Here is a 17,882-nt window from a genome sequence, read left to right on the forward strand (position 1 = left end):
TGCGGCGGTCAGCGCCCTGCGTGCGGCTGTTGCTGAGTCTGCAGGTGCGCGGCGACGTGGCCGTGGACGGGCGTGACCAGCGTCTGCGGCAGCAGCGAGCCGGCGATCATGCCGACGATGCCTGCGAGCATGCCGGCGAAGTGCGGCGGAACGTCGGCGTCGGGAGCGGCGATCTCGAGCGTCACCCACACGACGAGGCCGGCCAGGATCGATCCCAGCGCGCCCTGCGTGCTCGCGCGCTTCCAATAGAGACCGAACGCGAGCGGCACGAAAGCGGTCGCGAGCGTCACTTTGTACGCGTTCTCGACCATGCCGTGGATCGTCTCCTCGGTGTGCGTCGCGTACCACGTGATCAGCAGCGCGAACACGACGACGACGATGCGCGTGAGCAGCAGGAACTGGCGATCGTCCAGGCGGCGGAACGTGCCGCGCAGGATGTTCTCGGAAAAAGTCACGGAGGGCGCGAGCAGCGTTCCCGACGCAGTGCTCATGATCGCCGACAGCAGCGCGCCGAAGAACATCACCTGCGCGAACAGCGGTGTCTGCGCGAGAATCAGCTGCGGCAGGATCTGCTGGCTGTCGATGTCCTGATACTGCGCGACGAGCTCGGGGTCGATCAGCGTCGCCGAGTACGCGATGAACAGCGGCACGAACGCGAAGAGAAAGTAGCCGGAGCCCCCGAGCAGCGTGCCGCGCACGGCGATCTTCTCGTCGCGCGCCGAGTTCAGCCGCTGGAACACGTCCTGCTGCGGGATCGAGCCGAACCCCATCGTCAGGATGCCGGCGAGGAAGGCGATGATGTCGGCCGGGTCGAGCGCGGGCAGGAAGTTCAGCTTGCCGGACTCGCTCGCGTGGGCGACGACGAGGTCGACTCCGCCCGCCATATCACCGACCAGCCACGCGATGTAGAACAGCCCGGCGATGATGACGATCATCTGCATGAAGTCGGTCAGCGCCACCGACCACATGCCGCCGAACAGCGTATACACCAGCACCACTGCGGCGCCGATCATCATGCCGGCCTCGTTCGAGATCGCGCCGTCGGAGAGGATGTTGAACACCAGGCCGAGCGCGGTGATCTGCGCCGCGACCCAGCCGAGGTAGGAGACGACGATCGCGATCGAACACAGCACTTCGACGGTGCGCCCGTAGCGTAGCCGGTAGTAATCGCCGAGCGTCAGCAGGTTCATGCGGTACAGCGGGCGCGCGAAGAACAGGCCGACGAGGATCAGGCACAGCGACGCGCCGAACGGGTCGGACCACAGCCCGCGCAGGCCTTCGTCGATGAACGTCGCGGAGATGCCGAGCACGGTTTCCGAGCCGAACCACGTCGCGAACACCGTCGCAGTGACGATGTACAGCGGCAGGTGGCGCCCGGCGGCGACGTAGTCGGCGGTGTTCCTGACGCGCGTCGCCGCGTATAGCCCGACGCCGATCGAAACCAGCAGGTAAGCGATGACGAAGCCGATCAGCATGGGCGGATTCTTCCGGGGACGTGGATTGAGCGGGCCGAAGTTTAGCAACGAATTTCGTCGCGAGGGCCGCCCCAATCGATCCGGATTCGCGCCCGATCGGGCCGACGAACGGGGCGACGATTGTGCCGGCGATTAGGCCGACGATTGTGCCGGACTTCGTCGTCTCGTCCCGGAGTCAGTAAGCGCGCTGCGCTCAGCCGTGCAACGGCTCGTGCTTGCGGCGGTGGTTCGCAGTCGCGAGCGTGTCGAGGATCACGTCGATCCCGCCGTCGAGCACGGCGTCGTCGATCACCAGCGGCGGTGCGAAGCGCAGCACCGTGTGGTGCGTGTCCTTCGTCGCGATGCCGCGTGCGAGCAGTAGTTCGGCGCCGGTCGCGGCGTCGAGAATGTGGGGGTCGAGCTCGATGCCGACCAGCAAGCCGCGGCCGCGCACTGCCTTCACGCACGGCGGCGCACCGTCGGCAAGCCGGCGCATCAGATGTTCGCCGAGACGCGCGGCGTTTTCCCACGGCCGCGTTTCCTCGAGCAGATCGAGGACTTCGAGCGCGACAGCCGCGCCGAGCGGATTGCCGCCGAACGTCGAGCCGTGGTCGCCGGGATGGAGCACGTCCATCACTGCGGCGTCGGCGAGGAACGCCGACACCGGCAGCAGGCCGCCGCCGAGCGCCTTGCCGAGGATCACCCCGTCCGGATGCACGCCTTCGTGCTCGCACGCGAGCAGCCGGCCGGTGCGCCCGAGCCCGGTCTGCACTTCGTCGACGATCAGCAGCACGTTGTTGCGGCGACAGATCTCGGCGCATCGCGCCAGATAGCCGTCGGGCGGCACGATAATGCCGCCTTCGCCCTGGACCGCCTCGACGAGGAAAGCTGCCGTGTCCGGCGTGATCGCCGCTTCGAGCGCGTCGGCGTCGGCGTACGGGATGAGCGTGAAGCCGGGCGGGAACGGCCCGAAGCCGTCGCGGTACTGCGCTTCTGACGACATGCCGACGATCGCAATCGAACGGCCGTGGAAGTTGCCCTGGCAGGCGATGATCCCGGCCTGGTCGGTTGCGACGCCCTTGACCTTGTACGCCCATTTGCGCACCGTCTTGAGCGCGGTTTCGACCGCTTCGAGGCCGGTGTTGACTGGCAGCGCCCGCTCGTAGCCGAACAGCGTGCACAGCCGCTCGAGCAGCAGCGGCAGGCGGTCGTTCGAATACGCGCGCGACGTCAGCGCGAGGCGCTGCGCCTGGTCGTTGAGCGCGCGCAGCAGGCGCGGGTGGCCGTGACCGAAGCTCACTGCGGAATACGCGCTCATCATGTCAAGGTAGCGCCGCCCCTCGACATCCCACAGCCAGACGCCCTGACCACGGTGAAACACCACCGGCAGCGGGGCGTAGTTGTGCGCGCCGAAATGCTGTTCCTTCGCGCGCAGCAGCGCCGTGCCCGGGCCGAGCGCGGCGCCGGCGAATTCGGCAATCCAGGCGGCGCCTGCACCGAGCGGATCGAGTCCGGGCACGTATTCGACGATCTCGAGTGCCGCGAAGTCGGGGCACGCGCGCAGCGCGAGCAGCGCGTCGGAAAGCTCGTCGGCCGCGAGGCCCCCGGTTTCGCGGCAGGTAACCGCCGGAAAGCTCGCCGGATCGAGCGCGTCGAGATCGAGCGTGACGCCGAACGCAGCGGTGTTGCGCCGCACGACGCTGAGCGCGTCGCAGAACACCGCCGACAGTCCCCGCTCGCGGATCGCCGGCATATCGAAGATCGTCACGCCGAGCCGCTGCAGGCGCTCGAACTCTTCCGGTTCCCACGAGCGCGCGCCGATGATGCAGACGTTGTGCGGGTCGAGACGCGGCCCCGGAATGCCGGTCAGCAGCGCATGGCCTTCGCCGAGCACTGCCGCGAGCGGCATGCCGTGGATGTTGCCGGACTGGGTGCTGGCGCTGGTGTGGCTGTCGAGGTGGGCGTCGATCCAGATCAGGCCGAGCGTGCCGCGCGCCGCGACCCGGCTGGCGATCGCCGGCCAGGTGCCGATCGCGATCGCGTGGTCGCCGCCGAGGATCAGCGGGAAGCGCGCCGGGTCGAGCGCAGCGAGCTGGTCGGCGACGCTTCGCGCGAGGTCGGCGACGCTCTTCAGGCGTTCCTCCATCGACGCGCCCGGCGCCGCCGAATCGTGCGGCAGCAGCGTCTGCTCCCATTTCGCGGCGATGCCGAGGCCGCGCAGCCGCGCGACGAGGCCGGAGGCCTGCAGCGCCGCGGGGCCTGCGTCGGGGCCGCTTCCGGGCGCGCCGAGTGCCGACGCGACGCCGAGGATGCTGACGCTGGCATGCGTCGCGGAATCGTTCGAGATATGAAGTGGGGCTGAATGCGTCATGACATCCTCCCATACCGCAGCTGCGGGCGAACAAGTCGAAATGCCTGACGGTTCGACGTGGGCGGCAGGGATTCGTTCAGCTGCTGCAGGGCGGGGCGCGGTGTCGAGCGCGCCGCGACTCCCGTCGGCGCGTTCAGGTGAAGCCGCGGTACAGCTCGATCGTGACGAGCGCCGCGAGCAGCAGCGCGACGATCGCGAGCAGGCGTCCCTGGAAGCGCTGCGCCGCGGTGAGGCGCTCGAGCTGCTCGCGCTGGACAGCGTGGTGCAGCGTCGGCTCGACCAGCGCCTGATGCATCAGGCGCGGCAGCTGCGGCAGCGTCCCGGCCCACGCTGGCGCCTCGTTGCGCACGCCGTGCAGCAGCGCGCGCCAGCCCATGCGCTCGTCCATCCAGCGCTCGAGGAACGGCTTCGCGGTCTTCCACAGATCGAGGTCCGGGTCGAGCTGGCGGCCGAGGCCTTCGATGTTCAGCAGCGTCTTCTGCAGCAGCACGAGCTGCGGCTGCACTTCCATCTCGAAGCGGCGCGCGGTCTGGAACAGGCGCAGCAAGGTCTTGCCGAATGAAATGTCCTTCAGCGGACGGTCGAAGATCGGCTCGCAGACTGCGCGGATCGCCCCTTCGAACTCGTCGACGCGGGTGTGCGCAGGCACCCAGCCGGCTTCGATGTGCGCGCGCGCGACGCGGTTGTAGTCGCGCTTGAAGAATGCGAGGAAGTTCTGCGCGAGGTAGTTCTTGTCGACTTCGGTCAGCGTGCCGACGATGCCGAAATCGAGCGCGATGTAGCGTCCGTCGGCATGCACGAAGATGTTGCCCGGATGCATGTCGGCGTGGAAGAAGCCGTCGCGGAACACCTGAGTGAAGAAGATCTCGACGCCGGCGCGCGACAGCCGCGACAGGTCCGTGCCCTGCGCGCGCAGCGTCGCGAGCTGCGAGATCGGCACGCCGTGCATGCGCTCCATGACCATCACCGACTTGCCGCACCAGTCCCAATAGACTTCCGGCACGACGAGGAGCAGGGAGTCCTTGAAATTGCGCCGCAGCTGCGAACAGTTGGCCGCTTCGCGCATCAGGTCGAGCTCGTCGTGCAGGTATTTGCTGAACTCGGCGACGACTTCGCGCGGCTTGAGCCGCCGGCCTTCGATCCACAGCCTGTCGAGCAGCATCGCCGCGGTCTCGAGCAGCGCGAGGTCGTGCTCGATGACGCGCTCGATGCCGGGACGCAGGATCTTGACCGCGACTTCGGTGCCGTCGGGCAAGCGGGCGAAATGCACTTGCGCGACCGAAGCGGAGGCGACCGGGGTGCGCGCGAAATCGACGAAGACGTCGTCGACCGGCCGCCCGTAGAAGTCCTCCAGGACTTTCAGCGCCTGCTCGGTCGGGAATGGCGGCACGCGGTCCTGCAGCAGCGCGAGTTCGTCGGCGAGGTCGGTCGGCAAGAGGTCGCGGCGCGTCGACAGCATCTGGCCGAACTTGACGAAAATCGGGCCGAGCGATTCGAGCGCCTGTCGCAGCCGCACGCCGCGTGGCGCCGACGGGTGGCGCCAGAAAAATACGACGTGCCACAGCCGCAACAGCCGGCCGCTCGGATCGGCGTCGAGCACCATCTGGTCGAGGCCGAAACGCAGGCCCACGGTGACGATCTTGGCGAGGCGGAACAGGCGCACGGGAGGGGTGAAAGAGGGAAACCGCGGACTTTAGCCCGAAAGGCGGGGCGGCGAAAGGCGCAGCAGGGCGTGAACTGTGAAGCGCACCGGGTCCGGCGGGGCCGATCCGTTATAATTCAGCCCTTTTACGATTTCCCGAGTGCCATGAGCGCCGATTCGAAAGTACAACTCACCGCCTTGCTGCGCGCCGCGCTCAAGAGCATCGCGCCGGAACTGGCCGATACGCCGATCCACCTCGAACGGCCGAAACAGGCCGGCCACGGCGATTTCGCGACGAACCTCGCGCTGCAGCTCGCGAAACCGCTGCGCCGCCGCCCGCGCGAGCTTGCGGAGTTGCTGCTCGCCGAGCTGCCGCGCTCGACGCTGGTCGCGGCGACCGAAGTCGCCGGCGCCGGCTTCATCAACTTCACGCTCGCCGCCGGCGCAAAGACCGCAGCGGTCGGCGCGGTGCTCGAGCGCGGGGCCGAGTTCGGCCGCGGCGCGCGCAACGGCACCAGTGTGCAGCTCGAATTCGTCTCGGCGAACCCGACCGGCCCGCTGCACGTCGGGCACGGGCGCGGCGCGGCTTACGGCGCGTCGCTTGCCGCGGTGCTCGATTTCGCCGGTTCGGACGTGACGCGCGAGTACTACATCAACGACGCCGGCCGCCAGATGGACATCCTCGCGCTGTCGACGTGGCTGCGCTATCTCGCGCTGCATGGCGTCGACATCCCGTTCCCGCCCAACGCCTACCAGGGCGACTACGTCGTCGGGATGGCGCGCGCGATGCGCGAAGGGCACCAGGACCGCTTCGCCGGCTTCACCGCCGAACAGGTGCTCGAGGGCGCGCCGGGGCTGCCGATTGCCGAGCGCAAGGACGACGAGGCGAAGACGCAGCGCGAGGACCACCTCGACATGTTGATCGCCAACGCCAAGCGGCTGCTCGGTGAGGACTACCACTTCGTGCATGGCTTTGCGCTCAACGAGCAGCTCGGCGACGGGCGCGACGACCTCGAAGAGTTCGGCGTGCATTTCGACAAGTGGTTCTCGGAGAAAAGCCTGTTCGACACCGGGCTCGTGGACCGCGCGGTTGCGGAGCTCGAAAAGCGCGGCCACGTGTATCTGCAAGACGGCGCGAAGTGGTTCCGCTCGACCGCGTTCGGCGACGAGAAGGACCGCGTCGTGCAGCGCGAGAACGGGCTGTACACGTATTTCGCGTCCGATATCGCGTACCACCTGAACAAGTACGAGCGCGGTTACGACCGCATCATCGACATCTGGGGCGCCGATCACCACGGCTACATTCCGCGCGTCAAGGGAGCGATCGCCGCGCTCGGCCTGCCGCCGGAAAAGCTCGAGGTGACGCTGGTGCAGTTCGCGGTGCTGTATCGCAACGGCCAGAAGGCGTCGATGTCGACGCGCTCAGGCGAATTCGTCACGCTGCGCGAACTGCGCCGCGAAGTCGGCAACGACGCGTGCCGCTTCTTCTACGTGCTGAGAAAAAGCGACCAGCACCTCGATTTCGACCTCGACCTGGCGAAAAGCCAGAGCAACGAGAACCCGGTGTATTACGTGCAGTACGCGCACGCCCGCGTCTGCTCGGTGCTTGAGCAGTGGGGCGGCGACGCGGCCGAGCTGCGTGGCGCGCAACTCGATCTGCTCGGCAACGAGCGCGAGCTCGCGCTGTGCGCGCGCCTCGCGAGCTTCCCCGAGCTGATCCAGAACGCCGCCGCGGACTACGCGCCGCACCAGCTCGCGTTCTACCTGAAAGACCTCGCCGCGGAGTTCCACAGCTGGTACAACGCCGAGCGCATGCTCGTCGACGATCCCGCGCTGCGTCTGGCGCGGCTCGCGCTGGCGGCAGCGGTGCGGCAGGTGCTGGCCACCGCGCTGGCGCTGCTCGGCGTGTCCGCCCCGCAGTCGATGTAACGTCCCAACGTCGGAGAACCTCGTGAGCCGCGCCCCCAAGTCCCGGCCGACAACCCGCCGCCCGCCCGCGAAAAGCGGCGGCGGCGTGATCGTCGGCATTTTCATCGGCCTGATCCTCGGTGCGCTGTTCGCGGCCGGAGCCGCGTGGTGGTTCACCCGCTCGTCGCCGTTCCAGACGCCGCAAGGCAGCGGCAGCGTGCCGAGCCGCGTGCCGTCGGGGCCCGACCAGCCGCCGTTGTCGTTGCCCGGCAAGCCGGGCGACCGCCCGGTCGTCAAGCCCGACTTCGAGTTCTACAAGATCCTGCCGCAGGGCAACGTCGCGCCCGCTGAAGTCCCGCCCGCTCCGCCGCCCGCGCCCCCGGTCGCCGAGCGGCTGTATCTGCAGATCGGCGCTTTCGAGAATCCCGCCGAAGCGGACAACCTCAAGGCGCGGCTCGCGCTCGCCGGCATCGAGGCGAGCGCGCAGCGCGCGCAGCTGCCCGACGGGCGAACGATGCACCGCGTGCGCATCGGCCCGTTCGCCAAGCCGGAAGACATGAATCCGGTGCGCACGCGGCTCGCCGACGCCGGCTTCACCGGCACCGTCGTGAAAGCCAGCCCCTGATTCGCGGTTCCATGCCGTTGGCACGGACGTTCGCGGGAACGTCAGCGCGCGGCTGCCGTCCGAGACATTGTCATCAACCCGGGAGCAATGCATGAATCGTCGTCTCGCCCTCAAGCAACTCGCCGCGCTCGGCGCGCTGTCCACGCTGGGCGCCTCCGCCTCCGTCTTCGCCCAGCGGGAAGCTTTCCAGACGTTGGGCACGAAGGTGCCGACCGAAGTCGCAGGCAAGGTCGAAGTGATCGAGTTCTTTTCCTACGGCTGCCCGCACTGCCACGACTTCGAACCGCTGCTCAACGGTTGGGCGAAGAAGCTGCCGGGCGACGTGAACTTCGTCAAGGTGCCGATCACGTTCAACCGTCCCGAATGGACGGCGCTGGCGCGGCTCTACTACACGCTCGAAGCGATGGGCCAGGCCGAAGAGAAAGGGCCGGCAGTGTTTGCCGCGATCCACGACCAGCGGCAGCCGCTGTACCGTGATGAGGTGCTGATGCAGTGGGTCGCGAGTTCGGGGCTCGACAGCAAGCGCTTCAGCGACATCTACAAGTCGTTCGGCGTGCAGTCGAAAGTGCAGCGCTCGAACCAGATCGCGGCGGCGTACAAGGTCAGCGGCGTGCCGATGATGGCCGTCGACGGCCGCTACACCGTTTCCGCGAGCTCGGCGGGCGGATTCGAGCAGATGCTCAAGGAAGTCGACCAGTTGATCGCGCGCTCGCGCAGCGAGCAGAAAAAGGGCTGAACTCCGTCGACCCGCTGCTCCGGCCGACCCGCGCGGCCGGATAACCCTACGGGGTAAAAGCTTCTTTCGCCGCGCGCCTGATCCGGGTATCGTTTTCGACGGAAGCGGGTCGGCGCCCGTATGACGCCACGTTGCACAGCCCGTCTTCGACAAACGGAGGCAGCGATGCAGGCACTTCAGGCGGACGTCGACGCCGCGCGATTCGATGCGGTTCTGGAACAGATCGCGAACAAGTTGCCGACCGACCAGGCGGCGCTGATCGAGCCGTTTGCGCGGCGATGGTTCGGCCAGGTCGCGCCGGAGGATCTCGCCGACCGCTCGGTCGACGACCTGTACGGCGCCGTGGTCAGCCACTGGCAGTTCGTGCGCAAGCATCGCGGCGGCACGCGCTTGCGCGTGTACAACCCGAAGCTCGAAGAGCACGGCTGGGAATCCACGCACACCGTCGTCGAAATCGTCAATGACGACATGCCGTTCCTCGTCGATTCGATCACGATGGAAGTCAATCGGCAGGGGCTCACGCTGCACCTGATCATCCATCCGGTGATGCGTGTCGTGCGCGACGAAGCGGGCCAGTATCTCGGGATCGCCGAAGACGGCGACACGCGCGGGCATTACGAATCGATCATCCACGTCGAAGTCGACCGGCGCACCGAAGCGGACGACGTCGATGCGCTGCGCACCGGGCTCGAGCGCGTGCTCGCCGACGTGCGCGCGGCAGTCACCGACTGGCCGGCGATGCAACAACGCGTCGTCGAGATCATCCAGGGCATCGAGCAGGACCCGCCGCCGGTCCCGCAGGACGAGATCGCCGAGACGGTGGCTTTCCTGAAGTGGCTGTTGGACGAGAACATCGTGCTGCTCGGCTGCCGCGACTACGAGCTGGTCGCCGCCGACGGCGACAGCGAACTGCACATCCGGCCCGGCTCGGGGCTCGGCTTGCTGCGGCAGCATCCGGGAGAGAACGTGTCGCGCTCGTTCGCCGCGCTGCCGATGAACCTCAAGGCGACGCTGCCGAATCTGCCCGTGCTGCTGACCGTGACGAAGTCGAACACGCGCTCGACCGTGCATCGGCCGGGGTTCATCGACCGGTTCAGCGTCAAAGTGTTCGACGAGAACGGCCGCGCGCGCGCCGAGCGCCGCGTCATCGGGCTGCTCGCGTCGACCGCTTACAGCACCAGCCCGAAGCTGATTCCGTTCCTGCGCCGCAAAGTCGCCGCGGTCGTCGAGCAGGCCGGCCTGCTGCCGAAGAGCCATGCGGCGAAGGCGTTGCTGACGATCCTCGAGCGCTACCCGCGCGACGAGCTGTTCCAGATCTCGACTGAGGATCTGTACCACCAGGCGATGGGCATCCTGCGGCTCGGCGAGCGCCAGCGCACGCGCCTTTTCGTCCGCACCGACCCGTTCGCGCGCTTCGTCTCGTGCCTGATCTACGTGCCGCGCGAGCACTACAACACCGACCAGCGGCTGCGCATGCAGGCGGTGCTGATGGAAGCGTTCAACGGCAGCAGCGCCGAGTTCGACGTGCAGTTTTCCGAATCGGCGCTGGCGCGCGTCCTGATCATCGTGCGCACGCGCGACTCGACGATTCCGCCGTTCGACGTGCACGAACTCGAGCAGCGCCTGGTGCGTGCGACGCGGCGCTGGGAGGACGAGCTGCAGCGCGCGATCCTCGAACACTGTGGCGAGGAGCGCGGCATGGCGCTGCTGCGCCGCTACGCCGACGGTTTCCCGGCCGGGTACCGCGAGGAATACGCGCCGCGCGTCGCGGTGTTCGACATCGAGCAGATGGAATCGCTTGCCGATGACCGCGACCTCGCGATGAGCCTCTACATCCCGCTCGAAGCGCCGCCGGGGCGGCTGAACTTCAAGATCTACCGTGTCGGCGCGCCGGTGCCGCTGTCGCAGAGCCTGCCGATGCTCGAACGCATGGGCGTCGCCGTCATCGACGAGAAACCCTCGGAGATCGAGCGCCAGGACGGGCGCTGCGTGTGGATCCACGACTTCGGGCTGTCGTACGCGGGCGCCGAGGAACTCAACCTGGACCGGCTGCGGGCGCTGTTCCACGATGCTTTCCTGCACGCGTGGCGCGGCGACATCGAGAGCGACGACTTCAACCGCCTGACGCTGCTCGCCGGGCTCACGTGGCGCGAGATCGTCGTGCTCCGCGCCTACGCGAAGCACATGCGCCAGGCCGCGTTCACGTTCAGCCAGGCGTACATGGAGCAGACGCTCGCGGCCCACCCGAAGCTCGCGCGGCAACTGATCGACCTGTTCGCGCTGCGCTTCGACCCGGCGCATGGCGGCGAGCGCGAGGCGCAGGCGGCAGCGCTTGTCGCGAACATCGAGGAGGCGCTGAACCACGTCGCCAACCTCGACGAGGACCGCATTCTGCGGCAGTTTCTCGCGATGGTGCGGGCGACGCTGCGCACCAACTACTACCAGCGCGCCGCCGACGGCAGGCCGAAGACTTATCTGTCGCTGAAGCTCGATCCGCGCCGCATCCCGAACCTGCCGCAGCCGCTGCCGATGTTCGAGATTTCGGTCTATTCGCCGCGCTTCGAAGGCGTGCATCTGCGCGGCGGGCGCGTCGCGCGCGGCGGCCTGCGCTGGTCGGACCGCATGGAGGACTTCCGCACCGAAGTGCTCGGTCTCGTGAAGGCACAGATCGTCAAGAACGCCGTCATCGTGCCGGTCGGCTCGAAAGGCGGCTTCGTCGTCAAGAACCCGCCGGCCGGCGGCCGCGAGGCGCTGCTGGCCGAAGGCGTCGAGTGCTACCGCACGTACCTGCGCGGCCTGCTCGACGTGACCGACAACCTCGTGCAGGGCCAGGTCGTGCCGCCCGTCGATGTAGTGCGCCACGACGAGGACGACCCTTACCTCGTCGTCGCAGCGGACAAGGGAACGGCGACGTTCTCCGATCACGCGAACGCGGTGGCGGCCGAATACGGCTTCTGGCTCGGCGACGCGTTCGCGTCCGGCGGCTCGGCGGGCTACGACCACAAGAAAATGGGCATCACTGCGCGCGGCGCGTGGGAGTCGGTCAAGCGCCACTTCCGCGAACTCGGGCTGAACACGCAGGAACAATCGTTCACGGTCGTCGGCATCGGCGACATGTCCGGCGACGTGTTCGGCAACGGCATGCTGCGCTCGCGCACGATCCGGCTCGTCGCCGCATTCGACCACCGCCACATCTTCATCGACCCGACTCCAGACGCCGAAACCTCGTTCGCCGAACGCGAGCGCCTGTTCGCGCTGCCACGTTCGTCGTGGGACGACTACGACAAGACGCTGATCTCGGCAGGCGGCGGCGTGTGGTCGCGTCACGCGAAATCGATTCCCCTGTCGCCGCAGGTGCGCGAGGCGCTCGACATCGAAGCCGAGATACTGTCGCCGGCCGAGCTGATCCGCGCGATCCTCACCGCGCCGGTCGATCTGCTCTACAACGGCGGCATCGGGACGTATGTCAAGGCGACGAGCGAGACCGACGCCGCGGTCGGCGACCGGGCGAACGACGCGGTGCGCGTCAATGGCGCGGCGCTGCGCTGCCGCGTCGTCGCCGAAGGCGGCAACCTCGGCGTCACGCAGCTCGGGCGCATCGAATACGCGCTGCGCGGCGGCAAGATCAACACCGACGCGATCGACAACTCCGGCGGCGTCGACTGCTCGGATCACGAGGTGAACATCAAGATCCTTCTCGACAGCGTCGTCGATGAAGGCGACCTGACCGACAAGCAGCGCAACGTACTGCTCGTCGAGATGACCGACGAAGTCGCCGGCCTCGTGCTGCGCGACAACTACGGCCAGACGCAGGTGCTGTCGGTGACGCGCTCACGAGGCGTCGCGCTGCTCGGCGAGCAGGCCGAATTCATCCGCCGGCTCGGCCATGCGGGGCGCCTGAACCGCAAGCTCGAGTTCCTGCCGATGGACGAGGAGATCGCCGAACGGGCGCTCAAGCAGGTCGGCCTCGTCACGCCCGAACTCGCGGTGCTGCTCGCATACAGCAAGATCGAGCTGTTCGACGAAGTCATCGCCTCCGACGTGCCGGAAGATCCGTACATCTCGGCTGCGCTGAAGAACTATTTTCCGCAGCCGCTGCGCGAACGCTATGCGGCGCAGATCGAGCGCCATCCGCTGCGGCGCGAGATCATTGCGACGCACGTCGTCAACAGCATGATCAACCGCGTCGGGCCGACTTTCGTCAGCCGGCTGCACGGCGAACTCGGCGCGACGCCGGCGGAAGTCGTCCGGGCGTACATGGCGAGCCGCGAAGTGTACGGCCTCGTGCCGACGTGGCGCGACATCGAGTCGCTCGACAACGTCGTCGCCGACGTGGTGCAGACCGAGATGATCATCGAGTCGGTGCGGCTGATTGAGCGCGGCGCGGTGTGGTTCCTGCGCCACCGCGACTGGATCGCCGACCTGCAGGCGACGCTCGACTATTTCTCCGCAGGCGCCGCGGAGCTGTCCGCCGGGCTGCGCGACTTTGTCCAGCCGGCGTACCGCGAAGTCCTCGACACCGTCGCCGCGGGTTTCATCGAGAAAGGCGTGCCCGCGCCGCTCGCGCAGCGCATCGCGTCGCTCGACGAACTGTATTCGGCGCTCGATCTCGTCGAGGTGGCGGCGGAAACCGGACGGCCGGAAGCGACCGTCGCGCGCGTGTATTACGCCCTCGGCGACCAGCTCGACCTGTACTGGCTCGGGCTGCAGATCTCCGCGCTGCCGGCCGAATCGCGCTGGCAGGGGCTCGCACGCAGCGCGCTGCGCAGCGAGCTGTCGAACCAGGCGCGCATCCTCGCTGCCGAAGCGCTCAGGCATTGTCCGGGCGTCGAACAGCCCGAAGTGGTGATTGCCGCATGGGAAGCCCGCAACCGCAGCAACGTCGAGCGTTACCGGCATCTCCTCGCGGACGTGAAGACCGCCGCGCAGACCGACATGCCGATGCTGTCGGTGCTGCTGCGCGAGCTGCGCAACATGAGCTGAAGAGCGTCGGGCCGGCGCGGCGGGTCTACAGCTCGACCTGCGTGCCGAGCTCGACGACGCGGTTGGGCGGGATGTGGAAGTAGTCGGCGGCGCTGCCGGCGTTGCGGAACATGACGATGAAGAGCTTCTCGCGCCAGCGCGGCATGCCGGAACCGACGCGCGACACGAGGGTTTCGCGGCCGAGGAAGAACGACGTCTCCATCATGTCGAATTTCAAGCCGAAATCCGCGCACTGCATGAGCGCCGCCGGCAGGTCGGGGTCGTCCTTGAAGCCGTAGTTCACGCGCACGCGGTAAAAGCCGTAGTCGAGTTCCTCGACGACCACGCGCTCGCTGTCGGCAACGTGCGGCACGTCGGCGGTTTCGACCGTCAGCAGCACGACCCGGCGGTGCAGCACCTTGTTGTGCACGAGGTTGTGCAGCAGTGCGCGCGGCACGCCCTCGAGCCAGGTCGTCATGAATACCGCGGTGCCGTCGACGCGCGGCGAAGGGCTGTTGAACATCGACCGGATGAAGCTGTCGAGCGGCATCGTGTCGGTGCGGATGCGGCTGTTGAGCAGTTCGCGGCCGCGCTTCCAGGTTGTCAGCAGCGTGAAGATCAGTGCCCCGATCAGCAGCGGGAACCAGCCGCCGGCGAGGATCTTCACGGTGGTCGCGGAGAAGAACGCGACGTCGACCGCGAGGAACACGCCGAGGAAGAGTCCCGCCTGCAGCCTGCCCCAGCCCCACAGCGCGCGGACGACCACGAACGCGAGCAGGGTGTCGATCATCATCGTCAGCGTGACTGCGATGCCGTACGCCGACGCCAGCGCGCTTGACGAGCGGAAGCCGACAACCAGCGCGATCACCGCGCCGAGCAGCATCCAGTTGATGCTCGGCACGTAGATCTGGCCCATCTCGCGTTCCGACGTGAAGATCGTGCGCATGCGTGGCGCGTAACCGAGCTGCATCGCCTGGCGGGTCAGCGAGTAGGCTCCGGAGATCACCGCTTGGCTGGCGATGATCGTCGCCAGCGTCGCCATCGCGACCATCGGGTACACCAGCGCATCAGGCACCAGCAGGTAAAACGGATTGCGCACGTTGTCGGGGTGATCGAGGATCAGCGCGCCCTGGCCGAGGTAGTTCAGGTACAGCGACGGAAACACGACGAGGAACCACGCGAACTTGATCGGCCGGCGGCCGAAGTGGCCCATGTCCGCATACAGCGCCTCGCCGCCGGTGATCGCGAGCACGACCGCGCCGAGCGACAGCCAGCCGACCAGCGGCATGTCGGCAAAGAAGCGCAGCGCCCAGCGCGGGTCGAGCGCGCCGATGATCTCGGGATGCAGCGTGATACCCAGGATGCCCAGCACCGCGAGCAGGACGAACCACACCAGCATCACCGGCCCGAAGATCCTGCCGACACTGCCGGTACCGTGGCGCTGAATGACGAACAGGCCGCATAGCACGGCGAGCGCGATCGGCAGCACGTACGGGCGGAACGCCGGCGTCGCGACCTCGAGGCCTTCAACTGCCGACAGCACCGAGATCGCCGGCGTGATCATGCCGTCGCCGTAGAACAGCGCGGCACCGAACACCCCCAGCGCCGACAGCACCCAGACCTTGCGACCGGGCGGCACCGCGCGCAGCACGAGCGAGGTCAGCGCCATGATGCCGCCTTCTCCGCGGTTGTCGGCGCGGGTGATGAACAACACGTATTTCGCCGACACCACGAGCACCAGCGCCCAGAACACCAGCGACAGGATGCCGTAGACGTTCTGGGGCGTCACCGGCACTGCATGCGGGCCGTTGAAGACTTCTTTCAGCGTGTAGAGAGGGCTTGTGCCGATGTCGCCATAGACGACGCCGATCGCCGCGACCGCGAGCCCGGCAATGCCGCGGCGCGGAGCGGCGGCGTGCGCCGTGGCAGCTGCTGCGGGTGAAGTATTCACACCCTCGAGTGCTTGCATGAATACTCCCGGAGGGCCTGGCGCGAGGCGCGTAGATTAGCGCAGGGCACCATCGCCGACGAGCAGATTTTCACGGTGCGGAAAAAGAATCCGTGTTTCTCAGGGCGTCGCCGCGGTCGCCGCCGCAATGTCGCGCGCGTTGCCGGGTTCGACGCCGAGGGCTGCCGCGACGCCGGGATGCATGACGCGACCGGCGCAGATGTTCAGCCCCTGCGCCAGATGCGGATCGTCGCGCAGCGCCTCGCGCCAGCCCTTGTCCGCGAGCGCGAGCACGTAGGGCAGCGTCGCGGCGTTCAGCGCGAGCGTCGAAGTCCGGGCGACTGCGCCCGGCATGTTCGCGACGCAGTAATGCACGACGTCGTCGACGACGAAAGTCGGATCGGCATGAGTCGTCGGGCGTGAAGTCTCGAAACAGCCGCCCTGGTCGATCGCGACATCGACGACCACCGTGCCCGAGCGCATCCTGCGCACGATGTCGCGCGTGACGAGCTTCGGCGCCGCGGCACCGGGCACCAGCACCGCGCCGATCACGAGATCGGCGTCGAGCACGGCGGCTTCGATCGCATCGGTGCTCGCGTGCAGCGTGTGCAGCTGCGTGCCGAAGCGCTCGCCGACGCGGCGCAGGACTGCCACCGAGCGGTCGACGATCGTCACCGCGGCACCCATGCCCAGCGCGATCAGCGCGGCGTTGCTGCCGACGACGCCGCCGCCGAGGATCACCACCCGCGCCGGCTCGACACCCGGCACGCCGCCGAGCAGCAACCCGCGCCCGCCGGCCGCTTTCTCGAGACAATGCGCGCCCGCCTGCACGCTCATCCGCCCGGCGACTTCGGACATCGGCGCGAGCAACGGCAGCCCGCCGTCGGCGTCGCCGACCGTCTCGTACGCGATCGCGGTAACGCCGCTCGCGAGCAGGTCGTTTGCCTGTTGCGGGTCCGGCGCGAGGTGGAGATAGGCGAACAGCACCTGGCCGGCGCCAAGGCGCACGCGCTCGGCGGGCTGGGGCTCCTTGACCTTGACGATCAGTTCGGCAGCGGCATACAGCGCTGCCGCATCGTCCTCGATGCGCGCCCCCGCGCGCCGGTAGTCGTCGTCTCCCGCGCCGATGCCGCGCCCCGCGTCGCGCTCGACGATCACTTCGTGGCCGTGCGCGACGACCTCGCGGACGCTCGCCGGCGTGAGCCCGACGCGGTATTCATGGACCTTGATTTCCCTCGGTACGCCGACAAGCATGTTGAACCTCCCGCGCAGGTGGCCGGACGCCGGCGGGCGCGACTCGGGCAGCGGCCGGACTGCCGCATCGCCTACAATCGCAGTCTTTCCCGGCGACCGCCTATCGAAATGCAAGTATCCACGATCCCGCCCGAATCTGCCGCCCTCGAAGACGCCGCCGGCGTCGTGCACCGCCGCGCCGAAGGGCCGGTGCGCATCGTGTCGCTGGTGCCGTCGCTGACCGAACTGGTATGCGAGCTCGGTCTCGCCGACCAGCTCGTCGGACGCACCGGCTTCTGCATTCATCCACGCGACATCGTCAGGAAGGTGGCGAAAGTCGGCGGCACGAAAGACGTCAGGATCGACGCCGTGCGCGCCCTCGAAGCCACGCACCTGATCGTGAATATCGACGAGAACCGGCGCGAGACGGTCGAGCGGCTCGCCGCTTTCATCCCGAATGTCATCGTCACCCATCCGTGCACGCCCGAGGACAATTTCGGGTTGTACCGGCTCTTCGGCCGGATCTTCGATCGCGACGCCGAAGCGGACCGGCTGGCCGCGGATCTTGCCGCCGCGCTCGATGCCGCACGCGCCGTGGCCGCGTCGCTGCCGCCGGAGCGGGTGCTGTACCTGATCTGGCGCGAGCCGTGGATGAGCGTGTCGCGCGACACCTATATTTCGGCGACGCTGCGCGCGGTCGGCTGGGAAACCGTGCCGGACGAGACATCGAGCCGTTATCCTGAAATCGCCTGGCAGGCGTCGGCGGTCGTGGCCGCGCAACGGGTGCTGCTGTCGTCCGAACCCTACCGTTTCCGCACGTTGCATCTGGACGAGGTCGCGCGGCTGTCGGGCCGGCCTGCTGCACTGATCGACGGCAAAATGACGTCGTGGTACGGCAGTCGCGCCGCGGCCGGGCTGCGCTATCTCGCGCGGCTGCGGGAGCGGCTCGCAGTCGAGTAGGGGTAGGGAAAGTTCGCGGGTTCGCGGGCCGCGTCGACGCTGC

The 17,882-nt window shown here is 68.0% G+C and carries 10 protein-coding genes; 5 read left to right on the forward strand and 5 right to left on the reverse strand.

The genetic code is table 11. The features are described 5' to 3' along the window. Nucleotides 1-8: 8 nt before the first annotated feature. The 3 genes from GO608_RS04640 to ubiB all read right to left on the reverse strand — a co-directional run bounded on the left by GO608_RS04640 (nucleotide 9) and on the right by ubiB (nucleotide 5,488). Nucleotides 9-1,475 (reverse strand): high affinity choline transporter 1, encoded by a 1,467-nt coding sequence (locus GO608_RS04640; RefSeq protein WP_169197270.1) that lies wholly within the window; start codon nucleotides 1,473-1,475, stop codon nucleotides 9-11. A gap of 193 nt (nucleotides 1,476-1,668) precedes the next feature. Then, nucleotides 1,669-3,825, reverse strand: a complete 2,157-nt coding sequence (rocD, locus tag GO608_RS19500) for an ornithine--oxo-acid transaminase (RefSeq protein WP_169197269.1) — start codon at nucleotides 3,823-3,825, stop codon at nucleotides 1,669-1,671. A 133-nt stretch (nucleotides 3,826-3,958) separates the two neighbouring features. After that, nucleotides 3,959-5,488, reverse strand: coding sequence for a ubiquinone biosynthesis regulatory protein kinase UbiB (ubiB, locus tag GO608_RS04655; protein WP_169197268.1), 1,530 nt, complete (start codon nucleotides 5,486-5,488; stop codon nucleotides 3,959-3,961). A 144-nt stretch (nucleotides 5,489-5,632) separates the two neighbouring features. Here ubiB and argS point away from each other — a divergent pair, with 144 nt between their 5' ends. From argS to GO608_RS04675, 4 genes are all read left to right on the forward strand, one after another. After that, entirely contained in the window at nucleotides 5,633-7,396 is a 1,764-nt protein-coding gene (argS, locus tag GO608_RS04660) for an arginine--tRNA ligase (RefSeq protein ID WP_169197267.1), read from the forward strand. Nucleotides 7,397-7,418: 22 nt separating this feature from the next. Then, nucleotides 7,419-8,000: an SPOR domain-containing protein gene (locus tag GO608_RS04665; protein WP_169197266.1), complete on the forward strand. Its 582-nt coding sequence runs from the start codon at nucleotides 7,419-7,421 to the stop codon at nucleotides 7,998-8,000. A gap of 91 nt (nucleotides 8,001-8,091) precedes the next feature. Continuing rightward, nucleotides 8,092-8,736 carry a thiol:disulfide interchange protein DsbA/DsbL gene (locus GO608_RS04670; protein ID WP_169197265.1) on the forward strand — a complete coding sequence of 215 codons (645 nt, stop codon included), beginning with the start codon at nucleotides 8,092-8,094 and terminating at the stop codon, nucleotides 8,734-8,736. 165 nt (nucleotides 8,737-8,901) lie between these two features. Beyond that, nucleotides 8,902-13,719 carry an NAD-glutamate dehydrogenase gene (locus GO608_RS04675; protein WP_169197264.1) on the forward strand — a complete coding sequence of 1,606 codons (4,818 nt, stop codon included), beginning with the start codon at nucleotides 8,902-8,904 and terminating at the stop codon, nucleotides 13,717-13,719. A gap of 25 nt (nucleotides 13,720-13,744) precedes the next feature. On the opposite strand, the gene GO608_RS04680 is transcribed toward GO608_RS04675, so the two are convergent. Continuing rightward, the gene (locus tag GO608_RS04680; RefSeq protein WP_211159213.1) at nucleotides 13,745-15,667 is read right to left on the reverse strand and encodes a potassium transporter Kup; all 1,923 of its coding nucleotides are present in this window, start codon (nucleotides 15,665-15,667) and stop codon (nucleotides 13,745-13,747) included. A 99-nt stretch (nucleotides 15,668-15,766) separates the two neighbouring features. Next, on the reverse strand, nucleotides 15,767-16,900 hold the full coding sequence (ald, locus tag GO608_RS04685) for an alanine dehydrogenase (RefSeq protein ID WP_169197263.1): 1,134 nt from the start codon (nucleotides 16,898-16,900) through the stop codon (nucleotides 15,767-15,769). Between the two features lie 108 nt (nucleotides 16,901-17,008). Here ald and GO608_RS04690 point away from each other — a divergent pair, with 108 nt between their 5' ends. Further along, nucleotides 17,009-17,839 (forward strand): helical backbone metal receptor, encoded by an 831-nt coding sequence (locus tag GO608_RS04690; protein ID WP_169197262.1) that lies wholly within the window; start codon nucleotides 17,009-17,011, stop codon nucleotides 17,837-17,839. Nucleotides 17,840-17,882 lie beyond the last annotated feature (43 nt).

The sequence above is a fragment of the Aromatoleum buckelii genome, from assembly GCF_012910785.2.
In the GTDB taxonomy this organism is placed as follows: Bacteria; Pseudomonadota; Gammaproteobacteria; order Burkholderiales; family Rhodocyclaceae; genus Aromatoleum; species Aromatoleum buckelii.

Bases quoted from the DNA above. Each gene is read 5' to 3' on its own strand.
- GO608_RS04640 (WP_169197270.1), bottom strand. From the start codon at position 1,475: ATGCTGATCGGCTTCGTCATCGCTTACCTGCTGGTTTCGATCGGCGTC.
- rocD (WP_169197269.1), bottom strand. From the start codon at position 3,825: ATGACGCATTCAGCCCCACTTCATATCTCGAACGATTCCGCGACGCAT.
- argS (WP_169197267.1), top strand. From the start codon at position 5,633: ATGAGCGCCGATTCGAAAGTACAACTCACCGCCTTGCTGCGCGCCGCG.
- GO608_RS04670 (WP_169197265.1), top strand. From the start codon at position 8,092: ATGAATCGTCGTCTCGCCCTCAAGCAACTCGCCGCGCTCGGCGCGCTG.
- GO608_RS04675 (WP_169197264.1), top strand. From the start codon at position 8,902: ATGCAGGCACTTCAGGCGGACGTCGACGCCGCGCGATTCGATGCGGTT.
- GO608_RS04680 (WP_211159213.1), bottom strand. From the start codon at position 15,667: ATGCAAGCACTCGAGGGTGTGAATACTTCACCCGCAGCAGCTGCCACG.
- ald (WP_169197263.1), bottom strand. From the start codon at position 16,900: ATGCTTGTCGGCGTACCGAGGGAAATCAAGGTCCATGAATACCGCGTC.
- GO608_RS04690 (WP_169197262.1), top strand. From the start codon at position 17,009: ATGCAAGTATCCACGATCCCGCCCGAATCTGCCGCCCTCGAAGACGCC.